The organism is Geobacter anodireducens (assembly GCA_001628815.1).
Lineage (GTDB): Bacteria > Desulfobacterota > Desulfuromonadia > Geobacterales > Geobacteraceae > Geobacter > Geobacter anodireducens.
The window spans coordinates 2,059,284-2,081,775 of record CP014963.1; the positions used below are offsets into that span (position 1 = coordinate 2,059,284).

A 22,492-nucleotide genomic window follows, 5' to 3' on the forward strand; every position below is an offset into this window, starting at 1 on the left:
GCCACCTCCTAATTAAAGCGTTTCACTTCGTCATTGACAAACGCAACAAACTCCTCCGGCTTCATGGCCGCGAGGTTTGACCCGTCGCGGAACCGGGGAGTTACCGTACCTGATTCGACTTCCTTGTCACCGATGACGAGCATATAGGGAATTTTCTGTAACTGGGCTTCGCGGATCTTGAACCCCAGCTTTTCGTTGCGAAAATCCTTCTGAACCCTCACCCCGTTCGTCCGAAGCGACTCGAACACCTGCGCCGCATAGGGCTGCTGGTTGTCGGTAACGGTAAGCACAATGGCCTGAACCGGCGAGAGCCACACGGGGAAATTGCCGGCGAAGTGCTCAATGAGGACACCGATAAACCGCTCGATGGACCCGAGAATGACCCGATGGACCATGACGGGGCGCTTGCGCTCGCCATCCGCATCCACATAGGTCAGATCAAACCGTTCGGGGAGCGTAAAATCGCACTGGATTGTAGCACACTGCCACTTCCTGTCAAGGGAATCGCGCAGCTTGATATCGATCTTGGGCCCGTAGAACGCGCCGTCCCCCTCGTTGATCTCATAGGGCCGGCCCGAGTCCTTGAGGGCACCCAGCAAGGCCCCGGTGGCGCGCTCCCAGTCCTCGTCCGAGCCGATGGACTTCTCGGGCCTGGTGGAGAGCTCCATCTCGTAGTCGAACCCGAATATGCCCATGACGTCGTTCACAAAGGAGATGACCCCCTTGATCTCGGCATCCAGTTGTTCGGGAGTACAGAGGATATGGGCATCGTCCTGGGTGAAGCAGCGTACCCGCAAAAGGCCGTGCAGCACGCCGGCGCGCTCGTGGCGATGCACCGTGCCGAGTTCGAAGAAGCGGAGCGGCAGATCCCGGTAGCTGCGCAACTGGGACTTGTAAATCATCATGTGGGAAAGACAGTTCATGGGCTTGATGCCGAAGCCCTGCCCCTCCACCTCGGTGAAATACATGTTCTCGCGGTAATTGTCGTAGTGGCCGGAACGCTGCCAGAGTTCGGTCTTCAGGATCTGGGGACCGACCACGATGTCATAGCCGCGCCTGAGATGCTCACGGCGCTCGAAATCCTCCAGCAGGGTACGGAGCATGGCGCCCTTCGGATGCCAGATGACGAAACCAGCCCCCACGTCATCGGAGAAGGAAAAGAGATCGAGCTCCCGGCCCAGCTTGCGGTGGTCGCGGCGCTTGGCCTCCTCAATCTTCTCCAGGTAGGCTTCGAGCTCCTTCTTGTCCGCAAAGGCAGTGCCGTAGACCCGTTGGAGCATCTTGTTCTTCTCGTCCCCGCGCCAGTAGGCGCCGGCCAGAGAAGTCAATTTGAACGCCCGGCAAAAGGAGGTCGAAGGGAGGTGGGGACCGCGGCACAGGTCAACGAAATCGCCCTGGCGATAGAGCGAAACGTTCTCCTCGGGGAGCGCCTCGATGATCTCGACCTTGTACTCTTCACCCATGTCACGGAAAAGCCTCACCGCCTCGTCACGGGAGAGCACCTGGCGCTCGACGGGAATGTCGGCCTTGGCGAGCTCTCTCATCCGCTCCTCGATGCGGGCGAGGTCTTCGGGACTAAATGGGGTTTCCACGTCGAAATCGTAGTAGAAGCCCGTTTCCACGGCAGGGCCGATGGTAACCTTGGCGGTCGGGAAGAGCTGCTTCACCGCCTGGGCCATGAGGTGGGAGGTGGAGTGCCTGATGATGTCCAGGCCATCCGCAGACTTATCGGTAATGATCTCGACCCTGGCGCCGTCAACCAAGGGAGTGACAACATCGACCTGAACACCGTCGATTTTTCCGGCTATGGCAGCCTTGGCAAGCCCCGCCCCGATGGAAGCGGCAAGATCGCGCACCGTGGCGCCCTCGGCAAGAACTCTCTCTGAACCATCCGGCAGCGTTACCCTTATGTCTCCCATCACTGGCCCCTTAACAGAAAAAGGCATCGAACCTTCGATGCCCCTTTCACAGCGTGCGCCACGAGCATTTTTCGAATGGTAGGCGCGGGCGGTCTCGAACCGCCGACCTCTACCGTGTCAAGGTAGCGCTCTCCCCCTGAGCTACGCGCCTCCAACCAAAACGAGCTTCATCATTTACCACTCAGTTCAAACGGTGTCAAGGCTTTATTTAAACATGAGATATTTTTTCAAGCACGGCGTTTTCCACCTCATGCTCGGTGATATCTGCCATACAACGCGCATTTTCAGGACATTTCGGCGTGTATCCGAAGGTGGTGCAGGGGGAACAGGGCAACTCCTTGTTGATTACCGTGTGGCAACCGTTTCGAGGCGCCCACTTCTTGGCCCGGCCGGGGCCGAAGAGGGAAACCGTGGGGATGCCGAGCCCGACGGCAATGTGAAGGATGCCCGAATCGCCGCTGACGAGAAGCGCCGAGCGCCCGATCACCGCTGCGGTAGCGGCGAGCCCGGTCCTTCCGCACAGAGAAAGACCGCCGACTGCCTCAACAGCACGACCGTCGGCACGCTCCGACTCGCCTCCGACCACAACGACGCCGATGCCCCGTTGCATCAGCAGCGCAGCAAGACTCGCGAAGCGTTCCGCCCCCCAACGCCGTTCCGCAATGCTTGCCCCGGGAAACAGTGCGACGTATCGCCGCCCTTTCAGCCCCCCGAGCAGTTGATCGACTGATTCGGCATCCCGGGCCGGGACAGCCAGAAATGAGCCCCCCACCTTCCCTGCCCCGCTGATGCCGAGCGGTGTCAGCAGACGCATGAAGCTGTCGGTCTCGTAGTCATCCTGCTCATACGGCATGGGATGGGTGAAGAGGCGACGGCGCCCGTTGGTTGCAAAGCCGATTTTGATCCCCGCCCGGACAATTCTGGCCACTACGGCCGAAAGCCGGTGCCACTGCTCCGTATCGATGACGATATCGTAGCGTGAACGCAGCACGGAGAGAAACTCAGCGGGAACATCGTAGCGGCTAACCGAACGGAGGCCGGGGCAGAGAGCAAAGGCGCCGGCATTGCGCCGTTCGGCCAGAATATCAATGGAGACGCCGGGGTAACTCTTGTGCAGTGCGCGCAGTGCGGGAGCAAGGAGGACAGCGTCGCCGATGCCGCCGGGGCGGATGACGAGGATGGACTTGGGCGGGGCGTTCGTTTCCCGCGGAACAGGCCGGGGCAACAACGATGCCGCCAGTCGTCCGGCTAACCGATCGACCTGCTTAAGTAGTAACAGTGTGGCTTTCATGCTCAATGCGCTGGCCGCTTCAGATGCAACCATTGAGAGTCGGCTCGTCCGCACCGTTCAGGATGCGGTCCACCACCTCTACACCCTGCATGAATGAATGGTCCATATTGCCCACCTCGTACTTCCATGCTCCGAAGCGTCCTCGCGAATACACGCCCTGCGATTCGAGGAACGGATTGATCACGGCAAGCGCTTCATCCCTGCCCACGGTAGGCACGGGATAGGAATACGGGATATCTATCACGTATCTGCTGATGATCCGCTCTCGTTCGCTTTCGGCGAGCATGCCGGCGTTTATCAGTCCCTGGATGGTTGTTTCAACGATCTCCGCGCGGTCAACCGGTTTGTGCGGAGAGTACGTAGTCTCGCACATGAGCGAGAAAAAGCGGCTGGTATCGCCATTCGGGACGTTCCATGGCGAATAGTTGTGAAAGTTGGTTACCCGGTAGAAGGGGCAATTGTCCTCGGGGAAATACATCCAGCACTTGCTGTCCCGCCTTTCCCCCTCGACACCGATGCCGACGATGAGGCCGCTGTTGTGGACCAGGCGACTGGCAGCCTCGCGCACGGGCTCGGGAACGTCCCGGCAGAGGCCTATGAAAATGTCGAGAGGAATGGTGGTAATGAGGGAGTCGTACCGTTCGCGCCGACCGTTGGAAAAGCCGAGTTCGCGGGCAGCAAGGTTAACCTCCGCCAATTCATGGGAGAACGAGATGCGATCCTGGAAACGAGTGGCGATGCTGCTGAAAATCGCCCCTGTACCACCCTTGTGAGGGAATTTGAAGGTATTGTTCGGCCCCCAGTTCACGTCATCAGTCTTCTCAGCTATGTTCTTCTCAATGCGGGCCAGATCGATGACGCTTACCCGTTCGCCGATCCACTCGCGAGACATTTCGTGGGGGGGGACGCCCCATACCTTTTTGTTGTAGGGCTCCATGAAATGCTTGACGATGCCGGCCCCGAAGACACGGTCCATCCATTCACGGAAGTTGGCTGCAAGGCTCGGAGATCCGGCCAGCGCCTTAAGGCCAGCCAGGCACTCTTCAAGGGCATCAGGCGGGAGGTGACGGATATTGTTCTGGAACGGGTATGGAACCCATGTTTCGCGGATGCGGACCCAGCACTCCCGCTGGTGCTCATACCAGGCGCCGTCAAGGGCCTCCTCCACCACACGGTCAAAATAGTCGTAGTGGGAGAAGAGGACGTGACCGCCGACGTCCCAGGTGAAGCCATGGTCGTCGACGTAGGAGGCGGAGAGGCCGCCGATCTGCTCGGTGGACTCGAAGAGATGCCAATTCTCCAACCCGAGTCCACGAAGACGATGAGCCGCACCAAGGCCGGTGGGACCAGCACCTATAATGAGGATGCTAGACATTGGCTCTCACTCGATTTTGCTCGCGGTGACAAGGATACGTTTCATGCCCAGCAGATGAGTACATTCCCTATCTCAGTTCTACTGTGTAGTACTTGACCGAACTGCCGTATCATAAAAGACCCGAGCATAACTATCAGCAACATAATCAAGGCTGAATATTTCCCGGTCGAATATTGATGGATAATTATCATTAAGTACACGTAAAATAGCTTCAGCAAATTGATCGACTTCTGCCCCTCTGCCTTGCCGTTGAACAACATATGGCGTCCCCACGTATTCTGAAATGGCTCCGACATCTGATGCGACAACCGGAACGTCCGTTGCCAATGCCTCTAGAATAGTAAGTGGGGCTCCCTCGTACGATGAAGTTAGTACTAACATGTCCGTTGAATTTAATACGATATGTATATCGTCCCGCGGCGCAACAAAACTAACTCGATCGGAAATTCCCAAGCTATCTGCAAGTCTTTTGGATTTATCAAGAAGATCGCCGTCTCCAGCCATATAGAAATAAACCTCCCCGAGCTTCCTCAATAGATGCTTAGCTACATCAAGAAACACATCAGGCCTTTTTTGTCGAGAAAAACGCCCAATGTAGCCGATCAAAGGAAAATTAGCTGGAACTCCGAGCTCATTTCTGAAAATTCCTTTAAGCGCAGAATCCTTCTTGAAACGAGTTGTATCGACCCCATTACGAATAATAATGAATTTGCCAGGATCAACTGAATAAGATCGCTTTATGTAAGATAAGAGGTGTTCGGATATAACAATGCTCTTGTCTATAAAAGGGTGTACATATCTATTTGCACTGATATCAGGGTAACCTCCACGAAAACAATACGGTTCGAGTACATGGAGAGAGTCGACGACTTTAAGATTGCTACGATCTTTCTTGAGCTTGGCAATATGCTCATAAACCCAAAGAGAGTGAGTATTAAAAACCAAATCTATGGCATTACTATCCAAATACTCTAAAAATCGTCGATATCTGTCTGGGAGAGGGTATCGAAACAACTTGAAAGGTTCACCAAAGCTATCCCTGAAGTGGTTTTCCAGCTTTGAAGTAAGCCTTCCATCACTTGCTGTTTCGCAGACATAGATATTATTCTTCCCGGCAAGTCTCGCCAGAATATCATAATTCAATCTGGTAACACCGCTAACATCCAGAAAGCATGTTGCGTAAAGAATATTCATTTTCTTGAATAGACAAACATCAAGCAATTATTTATTGATTTAATAATTGCCAACTTGATACATTCCGGCAGATGGTAAAAGGTAGTGCGTGAGATGTACGTAATAAATCTTACAGCAGATGTCATCATTTATTTATTCCAATATCTGGCATTAAACATTAGCTTTTTAATATGCTCAATAAGTTTATACCTGACAGTTTCTCTACGACGGTGATATTTCTCAAAGTCAATATCATCTATTTTGCCGTATAGTCTACGGTGGTTATTATAAAGCTGTTGGTGCATTGCTATCTTATTATCTAATGTCATGGACCGTATCATTGAATTGTGCTTTACCCTATAAAAAAACATCACCTCTTCTATCATATAAGGCGTCTTACCCAGTTCAAGCAACGATAACCAGAAGTCCCAATCCTCCCAGCCATATACCATATTACTATTGTAGCCGCCTGCAGCGACCCAGTCGGACTTCCTGAAAAGTGCACTGCAGAACACTCGACTGTCCCACAGCATATCCTCCAAGGAAGCGCTGTTCAGATAAAATTTTCCGCGCGCACCGTCAAACAACTCAGCCAGACAATAGACGAACCCGACTTCAGGATGTGAGTCAAGAATCGCTCCTGCTCTTTCGAGGTAGGCAGGACCAATGCGATCATCAGCATCGAGCGGCAGAATAAATTCAGCGCATGCTGCAGTTATGCCGTTGTTCCGCGCCGCAGCAAGACCTTGATTTGAGGTTCGGACCAACTTTACGCCAGAGTGATCGAGTCTGTCCAGCACCGTCACCGTTGCCTGGTCGGTGGAACCGTCATCCACCACGATAATCTCGTAGTCGTCACACGACTGATTCAATACCGACGCTATCGCCTCGTTTACGTATTCCCCCTGGTTGAAACAGGGTATGACGACGCTGAACCTTGGCAAGCTAGTGTATCACCTTGATGCCATCTATAGTATTGACGCTGAAGCGTTCAATAAGCCATTTTTCCAAGGGTCTGCACAGAAACTGCAATACCAGATGAACGAAACTGCCACCATCGAACATATTACTTGCCAGGGCTTTAGAAAAAAAATCTCGTGCCTCGACATGTTCATCGGCAAGGACACACAACGATCCGATCCGGCTATAGTGAGCCGATAACACACGAGGATAGTTCTTGATCTCATCATAATGCTTGGCTAGAACCATTTTTCTTCCGTCGATCTTTTTCCGGAGGTTCGTAGAGATTTGATCCCCATGTATTCTATACAGCGCCAACGACTCCTTGACAGGGTAGAACCCACACACCTTAGACAGTCGGATCCAGAGGTCCCAATCCTGGCAGGAAGGCAATTCCCTGTCGAACCCTCCGACCATATCGAAATAATGCTTTCTTATCAGAGGAGTCGGCGACCCGAAGGGGCATCCTGACAAGACAGCGATGCTCAGATCACAATTATTATGATACTTGTTCTGGCGAGGCACTATCTCTTCCTTGTACAGAAAATCAAAACCGCAGTAAACTACTCCAATATCAACGCCGTGTTTCGAAAAAGCATCAACCTGCATCTCAAGTTTGTTCGGCAACCACAGATCGTCATCATCCAAGAACGCGACATAATCACCGTGGGCACTTTGTGCTCCACGATTGCGAGCAACAGCCCCACCAAGCGATTGGTCATTCCTCAGACACAGCACTCTGTCGCTAAATCTGTCTTTCAGAAGCGGAGCCAATGGCATATCGGAACCATCGTCCACCACAAGTATTTCTATGTTATCGTAAGTTTGATCAATAACGCTCACTAACGTAGCGATAACGAGATCTGGTCTATTCTTGCTCGGAATGACGACAGAAACCAGAGGATTATGGTGGGATATTCCGCTACCGATCAAAGTCATCAGATTCTTCCAGCCAAGGAATCAAGCCAAGCAGGCTGTTCAAATTGAAATGGGGAAAACAGCCTATTTGTGATAAGCAATCACTCATAACTTTTAATAATTATTGCGAATATAAAACATTAAGCATAAGTACGTAAAAGATCTTTCAATGCACTTTTCCAACCACAGTAATAATGATAGCCACCAGACCGGTACAAATCATAAATCGGAAATAACCGTTTCCAGCGATCAAGCCTCAATATGCTTTGACGTGAATTCCTAGCACGAAGTCTCTTTTCCTCATACTGAATAAACGTATTGATTCGATCTTCTGAAGAAAACCCATTGTCCAGCAGAACCTTTTTTCGTGAATTCAGCCATTGAACGAGAGGTGAAATGTCAGGACTTCCCAAATCGGTTTCCATTCTAAACAATTTTAGAAACGCTAGAAAATCATTACCGAAATAGTGCTTGGTAGTAACAAAATCTACATTGAGACGAGATGGTGCTGTCACGTTCAAGGAGTGGCGTCGATAAAGAGCCAATACTTCCCTGACAATGCCCTTGCAACCCAGTACTCGAGCACAATCATGCAACCATTTGTCATGGGTGACCTCTGGAGCACTCGGCACGGGCAAACAGTGTACTAAAAATGATCTACGTACTGCTGTTGCCATCCCGACAACATAATCCGACTCAATATCAAAGTTAGATTCCATCCTTTGTAATTTAGTTTGTCCTATTGGTGTTAAATCTTCTTTGCAATAATCAACATCATGGATAATCAACTGAATATCAGGTTGAATGTTGAATTTGTTTATAATAAATTCTATTTTGTCACTAAGCCATACGTCGTCCTGATCGCACAAGAAAACGATATCACCAGAGCACATCTCAAGAGCTTTTGAAAAATTCTGTACATATCCAATATTTTTATCATTCAAAACTAGTTTAACATCAAAATGCGTATTTTTAATTTTTTTAGTTATTATATTTATTGTTTCATCATTAGAACAATCGTCACATATAACTAACTCATCAGGCGCCCTAGTTTGTTTAATAATACTCTCAAGCTGCTCTTCAATATACTTTTCACCATTATATGTTGCTAATGCAACAGATACTTTAGGTTGCATGATAGACTCACATTTCATTGATGCCCGCCAGAAGAGCAGCCAGATACTGTGTACCCCACTTTTCGCAAGGTTCAAGATGGTTACCCTCAGCCCACTCATTCCAGGCGTTTACAAAAAGAAATCTTTCTGGAAGCAAATTCCAATCTGTTATTCTAATTTTCTCACGAACCCATAGTTTAAAGATTTCAGGAGTTGATTTATCAAATATTATCGCTTTAGTATCTCTGCGACGAGCAGAGTTATCCCATCCAGGACATACTCCTGGAAAAATTGGCCATCCTTGCTGGAAATCATATTTAAGATCATTATCAACCAAACGTGAATATATATATACATCATCAATATTCTTACAGAAGCAGAAGTGCTTTTTTAACATCTTGTAAATGCGTCGACTTAATCTATTATTATAATCCATTAAATAAGAAAATTGCCTAGCAAGAGGTTGAAATTCGATACCTGCATCAAAAACTTGAAAAGCTCTATTTAAGTCCCTACTTGTCCCGATATTTCTTTCGAATCTGCACAAAAATACGTTGATAGAATTTTTAAGCAATTCATTACGAAATAAGTCTAGATATTTCTCAATATCTTCTCCTATGTCATCCTTATAAATTGCAAAAACAGGTCTACCATCAATTTTTATGTAGCGGTCATCCTTAAAGTATCTTATCAAATGGCGTGCATGATTAACAAAGTCTTCCTTAGAATACTTTTGTTCCAATAGAACTTTATTACAACTCCCATCCCAATTTCTCGTCCAATTTTCATTTGCCCAGCAAAGCATGAAGGGGAAATCTGGCTCGACTGATTCCAACATTGCGTCAACAGGACTCTCGAGAATACGGCGACCATTAAACCAGTAATGATAATAGCAAAAACCATAGATGCCGTATTTTGTTGCGAGAGCAGCTTGCGCTTTGCGTGTTTCAGGTAGCCGCAAGTCATAGTAGCCAAGATCTTTCGGCAAATGAGGCTGGTAATGTCCCCGGAAACGCGGTCGTCCCTTAACGACATTAGTCCATTCGGTGAAACCTTCGCCCCACCATAAATTGTTTTCTCGAATGGGATGGAACTGGGGTAAAACGATAGCTATAGGTTTGATAATATTGTGGTCGGGAGTAATCATGACTTTCCCTTTCCCCACAGAGATCATTTTCGAGCACGGGGTGATGCTGTGAAAAATAGAATGCGATCTATGCATTAGCCCTGCTTTTGTTGTTAGAAGCCACAGCCGATAAGGTGGCAGAGAGAGTAAGCACACGGCTTATCTCCTGGGATACTGTGCTCACTGAAATATCCCGAACGTGGCTTTTACTATAAATCACAGAGGCCATACTGCCATCTGCAAACGCTCCGCTGTAGGGTTGGTAACGTTTGAAGGCCCTATATTGCCCAAGAAGAATTATTCCATACGTCCCAACGGCATTAGCAATATGCGCTGGGCCACTGTCGATCCCGACAAAGAGCTTGGCCCCACGAATCACCTCTGCCATCTCTAGAATAGAGAGCTTCCCGCAGAGGTCAATGTAGTGTTCAGACTGACTACGACCAAGATCGGACTGTAAGCCTACCTCAATTACCTTGATGTCGTCTAAGGCGAGGCGATCTAATAATTTGTTCCACTTCTGTGAGCTCCAGTCCTTGCATAGTTCATTGGAATTGCAATGGATTACCAGATACTGCTCGGCAAGGTACAGAGAAGCGACACAGGCCTTGACTCGCTTTGGAAGGTGCAAAACTGGCTGGTCGTCCAGCGCCGGAAGGCCGGCAGCTTTGCAAAAGCTACCTAATAGCGACCCATAATAAAAGTAGTTGCTCAGGTTAATGGAGCGGTCGCCATCAAAATTGCCGTGAGGGATCCGGCAGGTGGGACAGACACGCCCATCGATATGGAGATCAACAACCCGGTCGAATCGGACTGACCTGCGAAGTCTGGACCAAGAAGTAATACAGTTGATCGTCCTGACCCTGTCCAACGAGGCGTAGGTTTCGACAATCTCCCGGTAGGTTGGTGATACAAACCATATCAGGAAGGAGTTAGGTTCTTGGCTCCTCACATACCTGGCCACTGGTTCGCACGCCACGATGTCACCGAGATGTTCAAGCAAGGTTATGACGACCACCCTTCTTCCTTCTCGTCTCATCTTGCAAAGCATCTTCAGACACCAGATTCGCAGGAACAGATATTCCAATCGCTCCGTAACCCTATGAATCAGATGTGACATCATCAGTACCTGGACGGCCTGGCCTTCGCAAACCCCAGTTGCGAAAGCAGCAGCAGAGAAAGATCGCTGTCATCGTGTAAGGCGATCACGTCGTAATGCCAGTCCTTCACTACGTCACTCATACAGTACTCGGCGAGGCTATCGATCTCCTCGCGGCAGTGGCTGAAACTGAAGTGGCTGAAGTGACCAAATTTTGTGAACCACAGGCACCGGGAGTAGCCACAACGCGCGAGGACATCAAAATGATCGGTCCAGTTGTTCCCAGTTTGGCGACAGAGGATGGGATGCCACTCAAAAATCACCAACGGACGGCTGCGTTTCAGTAAGTCTTCTGCGCCAAGCAACACCCGCCCATCGAAGCCATCGACATCAATTTTAATCAGGTCAACCTCTTCCGTAACTACCGCAGACAGGGTACTTGCGCCACGGATCCTCTCCCCTTGGGCGCTCGCGGTGCCGGTATGAATCCTGACCAGATCCGAGACCTCAGTCTCCTGGTCGGCCACCACGGCATTAATTAGTCTTCCCTCCGTCATATGCCTCAGATTGTGTTGGAGATAATAGTAAAATTCCTGGTCTCCTTCAATACATACGAAAGAACCGACAGCTTCGGGGAGGTTGGAATGTAGCAATAGCATGGTGTCCCCAACGGCTGCCCCGACATCGACGATGCAAATCGCAGTACCTCGTGATCGCCAGCATTGATAGGCCAACTCCACCAACGGAGCGTTCAGTTCGGGGTAGCAGCGCATGTAAATTGGATAGGTGTATCCAAAGTTGACGATGGCGGGGCGGTTGTGAATGGTAATATCAACTGGCCCTTCAATGATGTTGCAACTCAAGCGCCACAGCCACTCCCAAATATTCGGAAGCAATCCTCTCCCTGCACGTAAACAGGCTGTTCGGACAAACACTCGGTATATCAGTGAGGTCCACCAATTTGTAGTGACGATGCCAGTCATAAACGAACCTCGTCCCAAGGCATCAGGGGGGTCACAACTCCTAGCCGACCATCCTTCATCAGAGTCGCAAGCGAGCCCATATCATCGATGCAAAACCCAAGCTTGTCTTCAACGACGTCGAACAGCTTTTCACCGGGAACAAAGGAGGCAACAATCAGCGTGTAATACCCAGGTGGCAGAAAACTTGCCGGAAGAGAAACTGTGTACCGGTACCTCCCCCTGCTGATCTCCTGCAGCTTTCCTGCCTGATCACAGTTGGTTGTGGTGAGAATTGGAATCCCTTGCTCGTTGGTTATTCTGATGGCGATCTGCACTCCCTTTAGCGAAGCGGTGGCATTGACCACAAGGGTAATCGAGAATGGTTCATTAGAGGGCAAAACCTCCGCTATCTTTCTGTCTTTGTTGGCGATACTAATTGATTCGAAAACGATCTCATCATGCACAGGAATTGATGTTGAACGGCTCCAGGTAGACGTCGTCTTCTTCGCCTTGTCCAGGTACATCTGAATGACAGGCTTTGTGAAGTCGGCGAGACGCATCCGCCCCCTTTCGAGCAGAACAGCCCCCGTACACAATCGAGCGATAGCCCCCATATTATGGCTTACAAACAACACCGTCCTACCTTCTTTTGCCGATATATCCTCCATCTTTCCTAGGCATTTTTTCTGAAACTGGGCATCCCCCACCGCCAGCACTTCGTCGACGATCAAAATTTCCGGTTCAAGATGCGCTGCCACTGCAAACGCCAACCGTACATACATGCCCGAAGAATATCTCTTCACCGGCGTATCGAGGAACTTCTCAATCTCCGCAAAAGCAACAATCTCATCAAACTTGCGGGCAATCTCCACCCGGTGCATACCCAGTATGGCCCCGTTCAGAAAGATATTTTCCCGCCCTGTCAGTTCAGGGTGAAAACCGGTCCCCACTTCCAAAAGACTCGCTACCCGTCCCCTGATCCTGACGCGCCCCTCTGTCGGCTCGGTAATACGGCTCAGTATCTTGAGCAACGTCGACTTCCCAGCCCCGTTGCGGCCGATGATACCAATTCGATCACCCTGCTTCACCTCGAACGAAACATCCTTCAAAGCCCAAAACTCCTCGGCCTGTGCGTCCGCTTGGCTCGTTCCGGGCGAAAACAACCGGCGGTAGAACGCACGCGCCCCATCGGCAAGCACGTCGCGCAGGGCCGTGTAGGGTTCCCTGCCCTGGTGGCTGATGAGGTATTTTTTACCGATATTCTCGACCGAAATGACGTTGCTCATAGTTTCTCAGATAATATCGGCGAAGGCACGTTCGGTTTGTCTGAAGTATCGAATGCCAAGCACGAGAAGCACAGCAGTGCCGGCGACCGCCAATGCAAGCCCGTCCCAGCTCAGTTTCTGCCCTTCACCAAGAATCGCCCAGCGAAACCCGTCGATCACGCCCACCATGGGATTCAGAGAATAGATCAGTCGCCACCGCTCCGGCACCACTGAACTGCTGAACCCCACCGGCGAGATATAAAGGCCGAACTGCACGATAAAGGGGACCACATAACGGAAATCGCGGTATTTGACATTGAGGGCAGCTAGCCACAAGCCGCTCCCCAGAGCACAGAGCAGTGCCAGCAGGAAGAACAGCGGCAGCGTCAGCATGCGCCAGTCAGGCCACACGCCATACCAACTCATGAGCAGGAAAAGCAGGACAAGCGAGATGATGAAATCCACGACGCAGACAATGATTGCGCTTGAGGGAACAATCAGTCGGGGGAAGTAGACCTTTGAAAGGAGGTTACTGTTGACTACCAGCGAATTGCTGCATTCGGCGAGGGCTGTGGCAAAGAATTGCCAGGGGAGCATGGCGGCGAAAACCATGACCGGGTAGGGTGCACCCTGAGAGGGAAGACCGGCAAATGTCCCAAAGACAAGTGTAAAGACAACCATGGTTGCCAGAGGACGCAGTACGCTCCATGCAATGCCGATGGCTGTCTGCTTGTACCGGACGAGAATGTCGCGCCACGCCAGGAAATAAAACAGCTCACGATAGCGCCAGACATCGTTCCAGTAGCGGACTTCGGTTCGCCCCGCCTCGATAATGATTTCTTCTTGTGCCTGACTCCCTGTCCCTGGGTTCATCTGCATGACCTATCGATAGGTAAGGCTGCCGCTGCGAAAGGGGGCCGTCAGCACACCCCACAGAAATCCGAGCCCGAAGCGACCCATTTCGCGGTACTTGCGGGATGGCGCCAGCACCAGCGGCAGATGGCGTGAACAGTTGACCACCGCCAATAACCATGTAACCAGCGGATAGCGTTTTCTGATCCCATAAAAAGAAGACCCCACCGCCATTGGTTTGCCGAGGTTCGTGACATAGAGCGGCGGATGCCGGTAGGCCAGTTGCGGTACGGCAGCGCAACGATTGCCGGCCGCATGGAAACGGATGACGAACTCAACATCCTCCTGGCCGATGAATGACGACATGAACCCGCCCAGAGAGGCAAGCACTGTGCGGCGATAGGCCGTGCAACGGCTCGTCATGAAAAACGGGTCGTGAAAATCATAGCGGTCGTCCACAAAGGCGAAACTGGCCTCACCGTGGGGCATTATGGCCGAAACGCCGGGCTGCGCGTCAAAATAGGCCACCATTGTTTTCAGAAAATCGTCCTGCAGAATTATGGTGTCATCGTCGAGAAAAAGAATGAATTCTCCCCGCGATCGCTCAAGCCCGAAGTTTCTTGAGTACCCCATGAGGCCATACTGTTTGTCGAGGGGAGCATAGGCAATGGGCAAGCATGAGGAAAATTCCTCGGCCAGCGCCCTCCCCTCATCGCTGCCGCCGCGATCTTCGACCAGAATCACCTCAAAGGCCGACCGAGGGAAATCCTGCTGGGCAAGGGACCAGAGAATACCGGCAAGAACGTTCAGGCGCCCGTAGAAATTGATGATGCAGGACACCCTGATACCGTCCCGCGCCGGCGGCACATCGCAGTCCCCGTGCAGGTCAAAGGGGAAAAGGCTGAAAAGGTTTTGTAGCAACGCAGTCCGCATTGAACTCCTAGAAATAGAGGCGCCAGCCGATGATGACAGCCCAGGCCAAGCTTACCAGCAGTAGCGGGATGTCTTTCAAGAGCGATTCGGTCGGATCCCCGCTCTGACCTGATTTCACCCTCAAAATATACCGTAAGAGCCCGAAACAGCAGAGCGGAACGGTGTAAAACAAATGACTCCGGGAAAGGGTGTACATGCTGTACGTGACAAGTACCGCCCCTCCCGTCAAATACATGGCTCCCTCCAAAAAACCGTCGGGGTAGCCGGCCAGGCTCTTGCGATGGAGTCCTGCCCCGTCTCCCAGATTGTGCTTCTCGGTAAGGCGTTTGCCGATGCTCAGGAAGAGCGCCAGGAGAAACACACTGAGGAAGAGCCAACTCGATATCGGTACTGCAAAAGCCTCGCCACCGGCCTCAAGGCGGATGATGAAGCCTGTTGCCACACAAAACACGTCAAGCAGGGGTATATCTTTGACCTTAAGGGAATAAATTGCCGTGACCAGGAGATAGAGCAGCAGGAACAACAAAAAGCGCGGGGACTGGGTTATTGCCGCAACCCCGATTCCTGCTAAAACCAGAAAACCGGCAAGGGCAGTTGCCACGGCAGGACTCACTACACCGGAAGGCAGGGGACGGAACCGCTTCGTCGGATGGAGCCGGTCCTGCTCACTATCCATAATGTCATTGAGTATGTAGCCGGCGCTGGAGGCGAGACAAAAGGCACTGAAAGCAGGTATTCCCTTGACTGCGACTTCCGGGGCAAGAATTGCCCCGGAAAGGAAGGGAGGGAAAAAAAGCATCAGGTTCTTGAGCCATTGGGTAGGCCTTAAAATCCTCGGGTAATTTTTCATGTTGATTGGGAACTAGATTTAAGGACTGACAAATCAAATCTTGGATTTTCCCTCCACAATTGAAAGAAAAAAATCCTCAAGGTGTCGCCTGCGAGGCTCAACCAACAAAATCTCTTCTCCCTCAATCCTGAGTCGGTCGAGAAGTCCTGTTAACTCTTCCTTTGAGACATCGTAGTCAGAGGAATCACCTCTTCCTGAGCGGCGAGATCGCACTTGGTAGCCAATAACTCCTTCACTCATAATCTGATCTACGCGGACGACACATTGCAATTCACCATTCAAGATAATCGCTACCCGATCACAAATTTTTTCAACATCGTTAACAATGTGAGAACTGAAGAAAACTGTCTTTCCTCGACGTCGCAAATCGAGAATTATATCTTTCACCAACGCCCTACCAACTGGGTCAAGGCCGCTCATGGGCTCATCAAGAATATATACATCTGGATCATGCACCAGCACCTGTGCAAGCCCAACCCGTTGAACCATCCCCTTGCTGTAGCTGCGCATGGGTCGCTTTCGGGCGTCCCATAACTCCAACAACTTGAGAGTTTGTTCAATCCGTGGTTCTAAGGGTTCAGACGGCATTTTGAACATTCCCCCGACAAATCGTAGGTATTCAAGTGCATTCAAATAATCGTAGAATGCGGGATTCTCAGGAAGATAACCAACCGCCTCACGGGCCACACCAACTGTACTGTCTTTTCCCATAATGCTGGTACTGCCATGAGTCGCCTTGACTAATCCCATAATGATTTTAATAGTTGTGCTTTTCCCTGCCCCGTTCGGGCCGAGAAAGCCGAACACTTCGCCTTGATCAATTGAGAGTGAAAGGTCCCGGAGCGCCTCAACACAAACGCCACGCTTTCCCCGATAGATCTTGCTCAAATTAGATATTTCGACGGCCTGCATGTGATTATTCTCCTGATGACGTTGGAGTTCTTTTTAATGCAAATTTGCTTGTAGTACGAATCTTGCCGTCAGCCTCCAGGAAAAAAGTTCCGCCATATGGATCTTGAGGTAGAGATACTAAAAATCCAGTAACCAACAACTCATCAATTGACACAGGGAGGCGACCGTTTACCGCGACAAATCCATCCCTCGCCTGTTCAACCTTCAGGACTTGCCGGAATGCTTCTAGGCGCAACTGAAAACTGTTTCGAATATCTGGGTTTCGAGCTTCCTTCGCCATGGCAGCCAAATAATCGATCGCAAGGTTTGTCTGCCCAGACTCTTGCAAATAGCGGCCTGTCAGACTAACAAAAAGATCGTTGCCAGACAACTCCGCAGCACGTTGAAAATATTTAGCAGCATTGGCATAATCCTCCTGAAAGTAAGCACAATTGAAACCTGCGAAATACGGCAGTTGAAAGTCCCAATTCCGGAACTTCATACCATAATCGAGAAGTGCGTTCGCAACGTCGATTTTACCGACATCCCAAGCCAAAATTGCCTGCGCAAAATAATACCCATCCATATTGTAGGGATCCAGCTTTACGCCTGAATGGATGGTTCGAGACATGGCACGGTAGTCAGCAGGGAGTTCAATCTTACCACGAGCTTTCTCCACCAGTGTGCCGTAATAGACTATTACCTTAAAAATGAGAGCTGCTGCCACGGACTCTTTCTGATCAGCTACAACTGCTTTCAACAGGTCAGCATTGGGTGTGTAGCCTAGTCTTTCCACAAACGGCTTCTTGTGAAGATAGTCGGTAAATGGTTGCAACAGCAAACCATAACAGAGCAAGCAAAAAACCAGCAATATAACAATAAATTTTGGGGATGTCTTATTCATGGTCTATTACTTCATTTCACGATGTAAAAATAGCAAAGCAGCGCTGATCAAAATCAAAGACGTGTAAACAAAACAGTATAGAACAGTCAAAACCAATCCCTTGCCATCCGGTGCAATGGCGTAAATGGCGTTGACTTTCAAATCAAAGGCAGAAAAATTAGGCAGAACGTAATATAGAACCGTTGCTACTTTTTTTACATATGGAGCGATATCCACTGAAGTCGATGAATGCAAGTAATCATAGACCTGTTGCGAAGCACAGCCAACTATAAAAATACAAATTGTACCGAATACTGGCAAAAAGAACGAAGTACTTACTGTGGAAAATAAAATAGCAATTGCAATCAAAAGGAGATATTTGAAGACATCAAATGCTATTGCTGCAACCAAATAGGACCAAACTACTGGCCGATCCGGCGGATATGTCCCAGAAACCAGCCACACAATAAGCAGTGCAATTCCGCCAAGGACGCAGGCCGTCATAGTCATAAAAAGCGCAACACCCATAAATTTTCCGAACAAATATGACCAGCGATCGATAGGCAAACTGAGAACACTGAACGTGTATCTACGTTCGATATCTTTCCAGAGCGAAGTGCCACCAAGAAACACCGCCAGCAACAACAGAATAAAGGATAGCAATGACAGTGATAGTGTTATTGAAAGTTCCGTTACCTGCCTCATCGAAAGGGAACATACTGATGGTATCAGCAAAAAAATTATTCCAACTACTATAATTCCGTGGAATACACGGTCGCGAAAAATCCCCTTCAACGTTACCACCGCCATGTTAAACATTACCAAGTCTCCTCATTCTGAACACAATCATCGAATTTTTCTGCCAACCGTCGTGCGGCATCCCGATAATGGGCATTTACAGGAGCCCGCTTAGCTGCATCAAGAAAGGCGGATCGTGCCTTGGCATTATCGTGGAGTTGAAGATATACCAGCCCAAGACGATAGGAATAAAATGGATCCCCAGTAAGAGTCCTGAGCTGCTCCAACAATGGAGCCATATCACTAAGCAATTTACCACTGTCCTTTCCTACCACCATCAATTCCTTGTCGTATACTTTGATCAATTTGCCAAGAATCATAACCTTATGACGTCCGGGCTTTTCAAGCACTTTTTTTAAAAAACGCCGTGCCCCTTCAAAATCTCCCTGCTCAGTCAACATCATTGCCCGATTGACATGACCAATCTGAACATTATTAAGATCGTCGGAAAGCTCCATGGAGTTTAAGATTGCTCGCGCTTCATCAAGCCTACCATGGCCTACCAAGGCATTTGCAAGTTCGTTTTGCGCTGGGATGAAATCTGGTGATTTCCGCACCGTATCCTGATAGAGGGTTAGATTGTCCTGCCAGACAAGATTACGGGACGCAGTTCCATAAGCTGCTACTACACAGATAGCAACAACACAAACAATGACAATATTCTTACGGGGATACAGCGCAATTCTCCGGTCTACTAGAAGCGTTGTTGCAAGTAAAAAAAAGGCAGAGGGAAGATACATGTATCGCTCGGCAATTGGTGTCCATGTCATACGAAGCACAGGAATCATCATGGCAGAGATGCCGACCGAAACAGAGCAGACAAAAAAATATGATGGCAGATCCCGCCGATAGAGCCACCAAATACACAGTGGTACTAGCAGAAATCCAAGTAGAATATAGAAGTCAGAAACATGGATAATGCCGAAATTGAGAGGGAAGGGTAAAAACAGTTTTTTCAGATAAAATCCGGCAGCTTTCACAATCAATCGACCATTTTCCAACAGGCCGACCTTCTCTCCGCCCCCGAGACTAGCCGCAATCGTGGCGACTCCCTCGTCACTCGTACTGAAAGCACCGGTCCTCACCAGAACATACCCGATTCCTGAAGCAAGTAATACAAGACAATGGAGCCATCCATTACGTACGCTTGCTGCCACCTTCGGAGTATCGCTATTCTTATTTAATGAAAAGAAAGGGAATATAAATGCTGCTGGCAGAAAGAAAACTGCTGTTTCTTTAGCAAGACACGCAAGTAAAATAGAGCCTGCAACAGCAATGGAATATCCTAACGGCAGGGGGCGTTTATCCACAAAAAACATGAGATAAACAGCGAGAAAGATGAATATACCGGCAATCAGGTCAGTTCGGCCTGAAACCCAAGCAACCGACTCAACATTTAGAGGGTGAAGCGCGAAAAGAAGCGCTACGGCCAGTGGCGCCAAAGAATCACGCCCCTCGTATAGCGTCCATAATTTATGTGCGATGGCAAAAATCAGTAATACATTTACTAAATGAAATAGAACATTATCCAGATGCATGAAGCTCTGTTCCAATCCCCAGAGTTTCTGGTCCAGATAAAAGGTTAAGGCCAGAAGTGGCCGGTAGTACTGCCCGCCACTTGGCGTAAAGATATCCCTCAACGTCAATCCATCTGCATTGAGAAAATAGCCGTACATATCAATGTCATCTACGGAATTAAGCGGAGCAAAGAGCACGGGGTAATTGATACCCAGCACTATAAAGATAAGAAACAGGATAGATGTTCGCAAGGAAAGATGAGTTTTCATGAGTGCTTTAACAAAAAAGGCGGGATGTCGTAACATCCCGCCTTGAGATCAAGCATCGCTGGCTACATCGTAGTCCAACCCTCTACGCCGTCAAAGGTGTCTTTGCCAGTTTTATACGTGATACTTTCACCCGTTCCCTTAGTAGTGACATCTTTAACATAAATGGAGGTACTGTCATGTGCTGAGCCGTATGCCTTGGTTCCATTTACATGTTGGGTAGCAACTGAATAGCCAACTGCGCTGGTTGTCACTGCCAACATAACCCCTGTAGAACTTTTGGCAATTCGTGACTGATCAGTAGTAGGAACAGTACCAGTAGTACCTTTCAGTCCATAGAGGCTAAGCCCAGTCTTGGTCTTATCCAGTCCTGTAGGCTCTGCAGCAAGCGCCACAGAGGCAGAAAGAGCAAGTAGCGAAATAGTAAAGGTAATCTTTTTCATTATAATCTCCTTTCAAACAGTTTACGATTTACTGAGCGTAATCAACTTTGCCGGGATATTCTTGATTATCGGCCATAAACGACTCCATACCGGTCTTAACGTTCTTCAAATCCGAGTTGGCAGCAGAGTTGTACGCCTTTTCACGATACGCCGAGAACTGCGGGATCGCGATTGCAGCAAGGATACCGATGATCGCAACGACGATCAGCAGCTCGATGAGGGTGAAGCCTTTCCTGTTTCTGAGTTTCTGTAGCATGTGCATCTCCTTTCTTCTTTTGCTGCTTGTGTTGGGGTATGGGGGTAATTGGCCAATTATCCGTTTAATCCTTAAACGTTATCGTGAATATAGCAAAAGCCGAACCAACTCACCTACTCCAGTCATTCCGGCATGTTACCATAAACCCCATAAACAGCCTACCCCTTTCCCACCTATTTCGTCACTTTCGTCTGACGTTTTTCGTCACCCGCAAGAAGATCACTCCTCATCCATCCCGAATTTCGCCAAGCGGTACCTGAAGGACCGAAACGTAAGCCTCAGCAATTCGGCTGCTTTCTTTTTAACGCCGCCACTGCGCTCCAGGGCCTGGAGCAAAATCCGCTTTTCAATGCCGTCCAGGTAGGCTTCGAGATCCATGCCCTCTTCAGGCAGTTCACACTCGGCGGCCGCACCACATTCGGGGCGCTTGCCCGCGTGGAGTTGCGGAGGGAGGCATTCTTCCGAAATTTCCCGGTTGCCGAGCACGGAGCAGCGTTCGACCAAGTTCTCCAGTTCCCGGACGTTGCCCGGAAATCCGTATGACATGAGGAGCTTCAGTGCCCCCTGAGTTATGATGCGGTCACTGTAGGGGGGCTGGACGTACTTTTTGTAAAAGTGTTCAACCAGAATTGGGATATCGTCTCCACGCTCACGGAGTGGGGGCATTTTGACCTGGACCACGTTGAGGCGATAAAAGAGATCTTCCCGGAAACTCCCTTCCTTCACCTGCTCTTCCAAATCGCGATTGGAGGCGGCCACCAGCCGTACGTCGGCCTTCTGGTCAAGGGTTCCCCCTACCCTGCGGAATTCCTTTTCCTGGATGGCCCGAAGGAGTTTCGCCTGAAGCTGGAGCGACACCTCTCCGATTTCATCCAGAAAGAGGGTGCCCCCCTCGGCCTGCTCGAAAAGGCCGGGACGATCACCGACGGCGCCGGTGAAGGCCCCCTTCTTGTGACCGAAGAATTCGCTCTCCATGAGGGTTTCGGGAATGGCGCCACAGTTGACCGCAACAAAGGGTTTTCCCTTGCGCTGGCTGTTGTAGTGGATCGCCCGGGCCACCAGTTCCTTGCCGGTGCCACTCTCGCCGAGAATGAGGACATTTGCGGTGCTCGGCGCCACCTTTTCGATCAGGGAATAAACCTCGCGCATCTTCTTGCTCTTGCCGATCAGGCCGCTGAAGCTGTACCGCTCCTGCACCTCCTGGCGCAGTCGCAGGTTCTCCCGCTTGAGATCTCTCTTTTCCAGGGCGTTACGGGCGAGAATCTTGACCTCTTCCACCTTGAAGGGCTTGGCGATGTAGTCGTACGCCCCGAGCTTCATGGCTTCCACGGCCTGCTCGGCAGTGGAAAAGGCGGTCATGAGGAGGACGGCCGTGTCGGGCGCCACCTCCTTGATGCGTCCCAGGAGGGTAATGCCGTCGAGCCCCGGCATTTTTACGTCGGAGATGACCAGGTCATAGGTCTTGCGTTCAAGACAGGCCAACGCCTCTTCCGCGCTGGCGGCCTGGTCGACGGTGTACCCCTCCCGGTCGAGCAGGATGGCGAGGAATTCGCGCATGCTCAGTTCATCATCCACTACGAGAACATGAATTTCCATGAT

The 22,492-nt window shown here is 50.1% G+C and carries 20 protein-coding genes and 1 tRNA gene; all 21 read right to left on the reverse strand.

The window, feature by feature from the left end:
* Positions 1-8 precede the first annotated feature (8 nt).
* The 21 genes from A2G06_09415 to A2G06_09515 all read right to left on the reverse strand — a co-directional run bounded on the left by A2G06_09415 (position 9) and on the right by A2G06_09515 (position 22,489).
* Positions 9-1,946: a threonine--tRNA ligase gene (locus A2G06_09415; protein ANA40473.1), complete on the reverse strand. Its 1,938-nt coding sequence runs from the start codon at positions 1,944-1,946 to the stop codon at positions 9-11.
* A 49-nt stretch (positions 1,947-1,995) separates the two neighbouring features.
* Positions 1,996-2,070: transfer RNA gene (locus tag A2G06_09420), tRNA-Val, on the reverse strand.
* 57 nt (positions 2,071-2,127) lie between these two features.
* The gene (locus A2G06_09425) at positions 2,128-3,210 is read right to left on the reverse strand and encodes a heptosyltransferase (protein ANA41642.1); all 1,083 of its coding nucleotides are present in this window, start codon (positions 3,208-3,210) and stop codon (positions 2,128-2,130) included.
* A 19-nt stretch (positions 3,211-3,229) separates the two neighbouring features.
* On the reverse strand, positions 3,230-4,585 hold the full coding sequence (locus A2G06_09430) for an amine oxidase (protein ANA40474.1): 1,356 nt from the start codon (positions 4,583-4,585) through the stop codon (positions 3,230-3,232).
* A gap of 78 nt (positions 4,586-4,663) precedes the next feature.
* Complete coding sequence (locus A2G06_09435) at positions 4,664-5,779, reverse strand: glycoside hydrolase (protein ID ANA40475.1); 1,116 nt, start codon at positions 5,777-5,779, stop codon at positions 4,664-4,666.
* Positions 5,780-5,907: 128 nt separating this feature from the next.
* The gene (locus tag A2G06_09440; GenBank protein ANA40476.1) at positions 5,908-6,702 is read right to left on the reverse strand and encodes a glycosyl transferase; all 795 of its coding nucleotides are present in this window, start codon (positions 6,700-6,702) and stop codon (positions 5,908-5,910) included.
* Position 6,703: 1 nt separating this feature from the next.
* Positions 6,704-7,636, reverse strand: coding sequence for a glycosyl transferase (locus A2G06_09445; protein ID ANA41643.1), 933 nt, complete (start codon positions 7,634-7,636; stop codon positions 6,704-6,706).
* 140 nt (positions 7,637-7,776) lie between these two features.
* On the reverse strand, positions 7,777-8,790 hold the full coding sequence (locus tag A2G06_09450; protein ID ANA40477.1) for a glycosyl transferase: 1,014 nt from the start codon (positions 8,788-8,790) through the stop codon (positions 7,777-7,779).
* Positions 8,780-9,898, reverse strand: a complete 1,119-nt coding sequence (locus tag A2G06_09455) for a glycosyl hydrolase (protein ID ANA40478.1) — start codon at positions 9,896-9,898, stop codon at positions 8,780-8,782. Before A2G06_09455 ends, A2G06_09450 begins: the two co-directional genes overlap by 11 nt.
* Positions 9,899-9,965: 67 nt before the next feature.
* Positions 9,966-11,000, reverse strand: a complete 1,035-nt coding sequence (locus A2G06_09460; protein ID ANA40479.1) for a heptosyltransferase — start codon at positions 10,998-11,000, stop codon at positions 9,966-9,968.
* On the reverse strand, positions 11,000-11,959 hold the full coding sequence (locus tag A2G06_09465) for an SAM-dependent methyltransferase (protein ANA40480.1): 960 nt from the start codon (positions 11,957-11,959) through the stop codon (positions 11,000-11,002). The genes A2G06_09460 and A2G06_09465 overlap by 1 nt, the downstream gene beginning before the upstream one ends.
* Positions 11,956-13,224 carry an ABC transporter ATP-binding protein gene (locus A2G06_09470; protein ANA40481.1) on the reverse strand — a complete coding sequence of 423 codons (1,269 nt, stop codon included), beginning with the start codon at positions 13,222-13,224 and terminating at the stop codon, positions 11,956-11,958. Before A2G06_09470 ends, A2G06_09465 begins: the two co-directional genes overlap by 4 nt.
* 6 nt (positions 13,225-13,230) lie before the next feature.
* Entirely contained in the window at positions 13,231-14,082 is an 852-nt protein-coding gene (locus A2G06_09475) for a phosphate ABC transporter permease (GenBank protein ID ANA40482.1), read from the reverse strand.
* Positions 14,083-14,085: 3 nt separating this feature from the next.
* A complete protein-coding gene (locus A2G06_09480; protein ANA40483.1) occupies positions 14,086-14,988 on the reverse strand; it encodes a glycosyl transferase in 903 nt (300 codons plus the stop codon).
* Positions 14,989-14,995: 7 nt separating this feature from the next.
* Positions 14,996-15,838, reverse strand: a complete 843-nt coding sequence (locus A2G06_09485) for a phosphoribose diphosphate--decaprenyl-phosphate phosphoribosyltransferase (protein ID ANA40484.1) — start codon at positions 15,836-15,838, stop codon at positions 14,996-14,998.
* A 33-nt stretch (positions 15,839-15,871) separates the two neighbouring features.
* Positions 15,872-16,750: an ABC transporter ATP-binding protein gene (locus tag A2G06_09490; protein ANA40485.1), complete on the reverse strand. Its 879-nt coding sequence runs from the start codon at positions 16,748-16,750 to the stop codon at positions 15,872-15,874.
* Between the two features lie 4 nt (positions 16,751-16,754).
* Positions 16,755-17,633, reverse strand: coding sequence for a hypothetical protein (locus A2G06_09495; GenBank protein ID ANA40486.1), 879 nt, complete (start codon positions 17,631-17,633; stop codon positions 16,755-16,757).
* Positions 17,634-17,639: 6 nt separating this feature from the next.
* Positions 17,640-18,431 carry a hypothetical protein gene (locus tag A2G06_09500; protein ID ANA40487.1) on the reverse strand — a complete coding sequence of 264 codons (792 nt, stop codon included), beginning with the start codon at positions 18,429-18,431 and terminating at the stop codon, positions 17,640-17,642.
* Positions 18,431-20,233 (reverse strand): hypothetical protein, encoded by a 1,803-nt coding sequence (locus A2G06_09505; protein ANA40488.1) that lies wholly within the window; start codon positions 20,231-20,233, stop codon positions 18,431-18,433. Before A2G06_09505 ends, A2G06_09500 begins: the two co-directional genes overlap by 1 nt.
* Positions 20,234-20,665: 432 nt before the next feature.
* Positions 20,666-20,893 (reverse strand): pilus assembly protein, encoded by a 228-nt coding sequence (locus A2G06_09510; protein ID ANA40489.1) that lies wholly within the window; start codon positions 20,891-20,893, stop codon positions 20,666-20,668.
* Positions 20,894-21,112: 219 nt separating this feature from the next.
* On the reverse strand, positions 21,113-22,489 hold the full coding sequence (locus A2G06_09515) for a Fis family transcriptional regulator (protein ANA40490.1): 1,377 nt from the start codon (positions 22,487-22,489) through the stop codon (positions 21,113-21,115).
* Positions 22,490-22,492 lie beyond the last annotated feature (3 nt).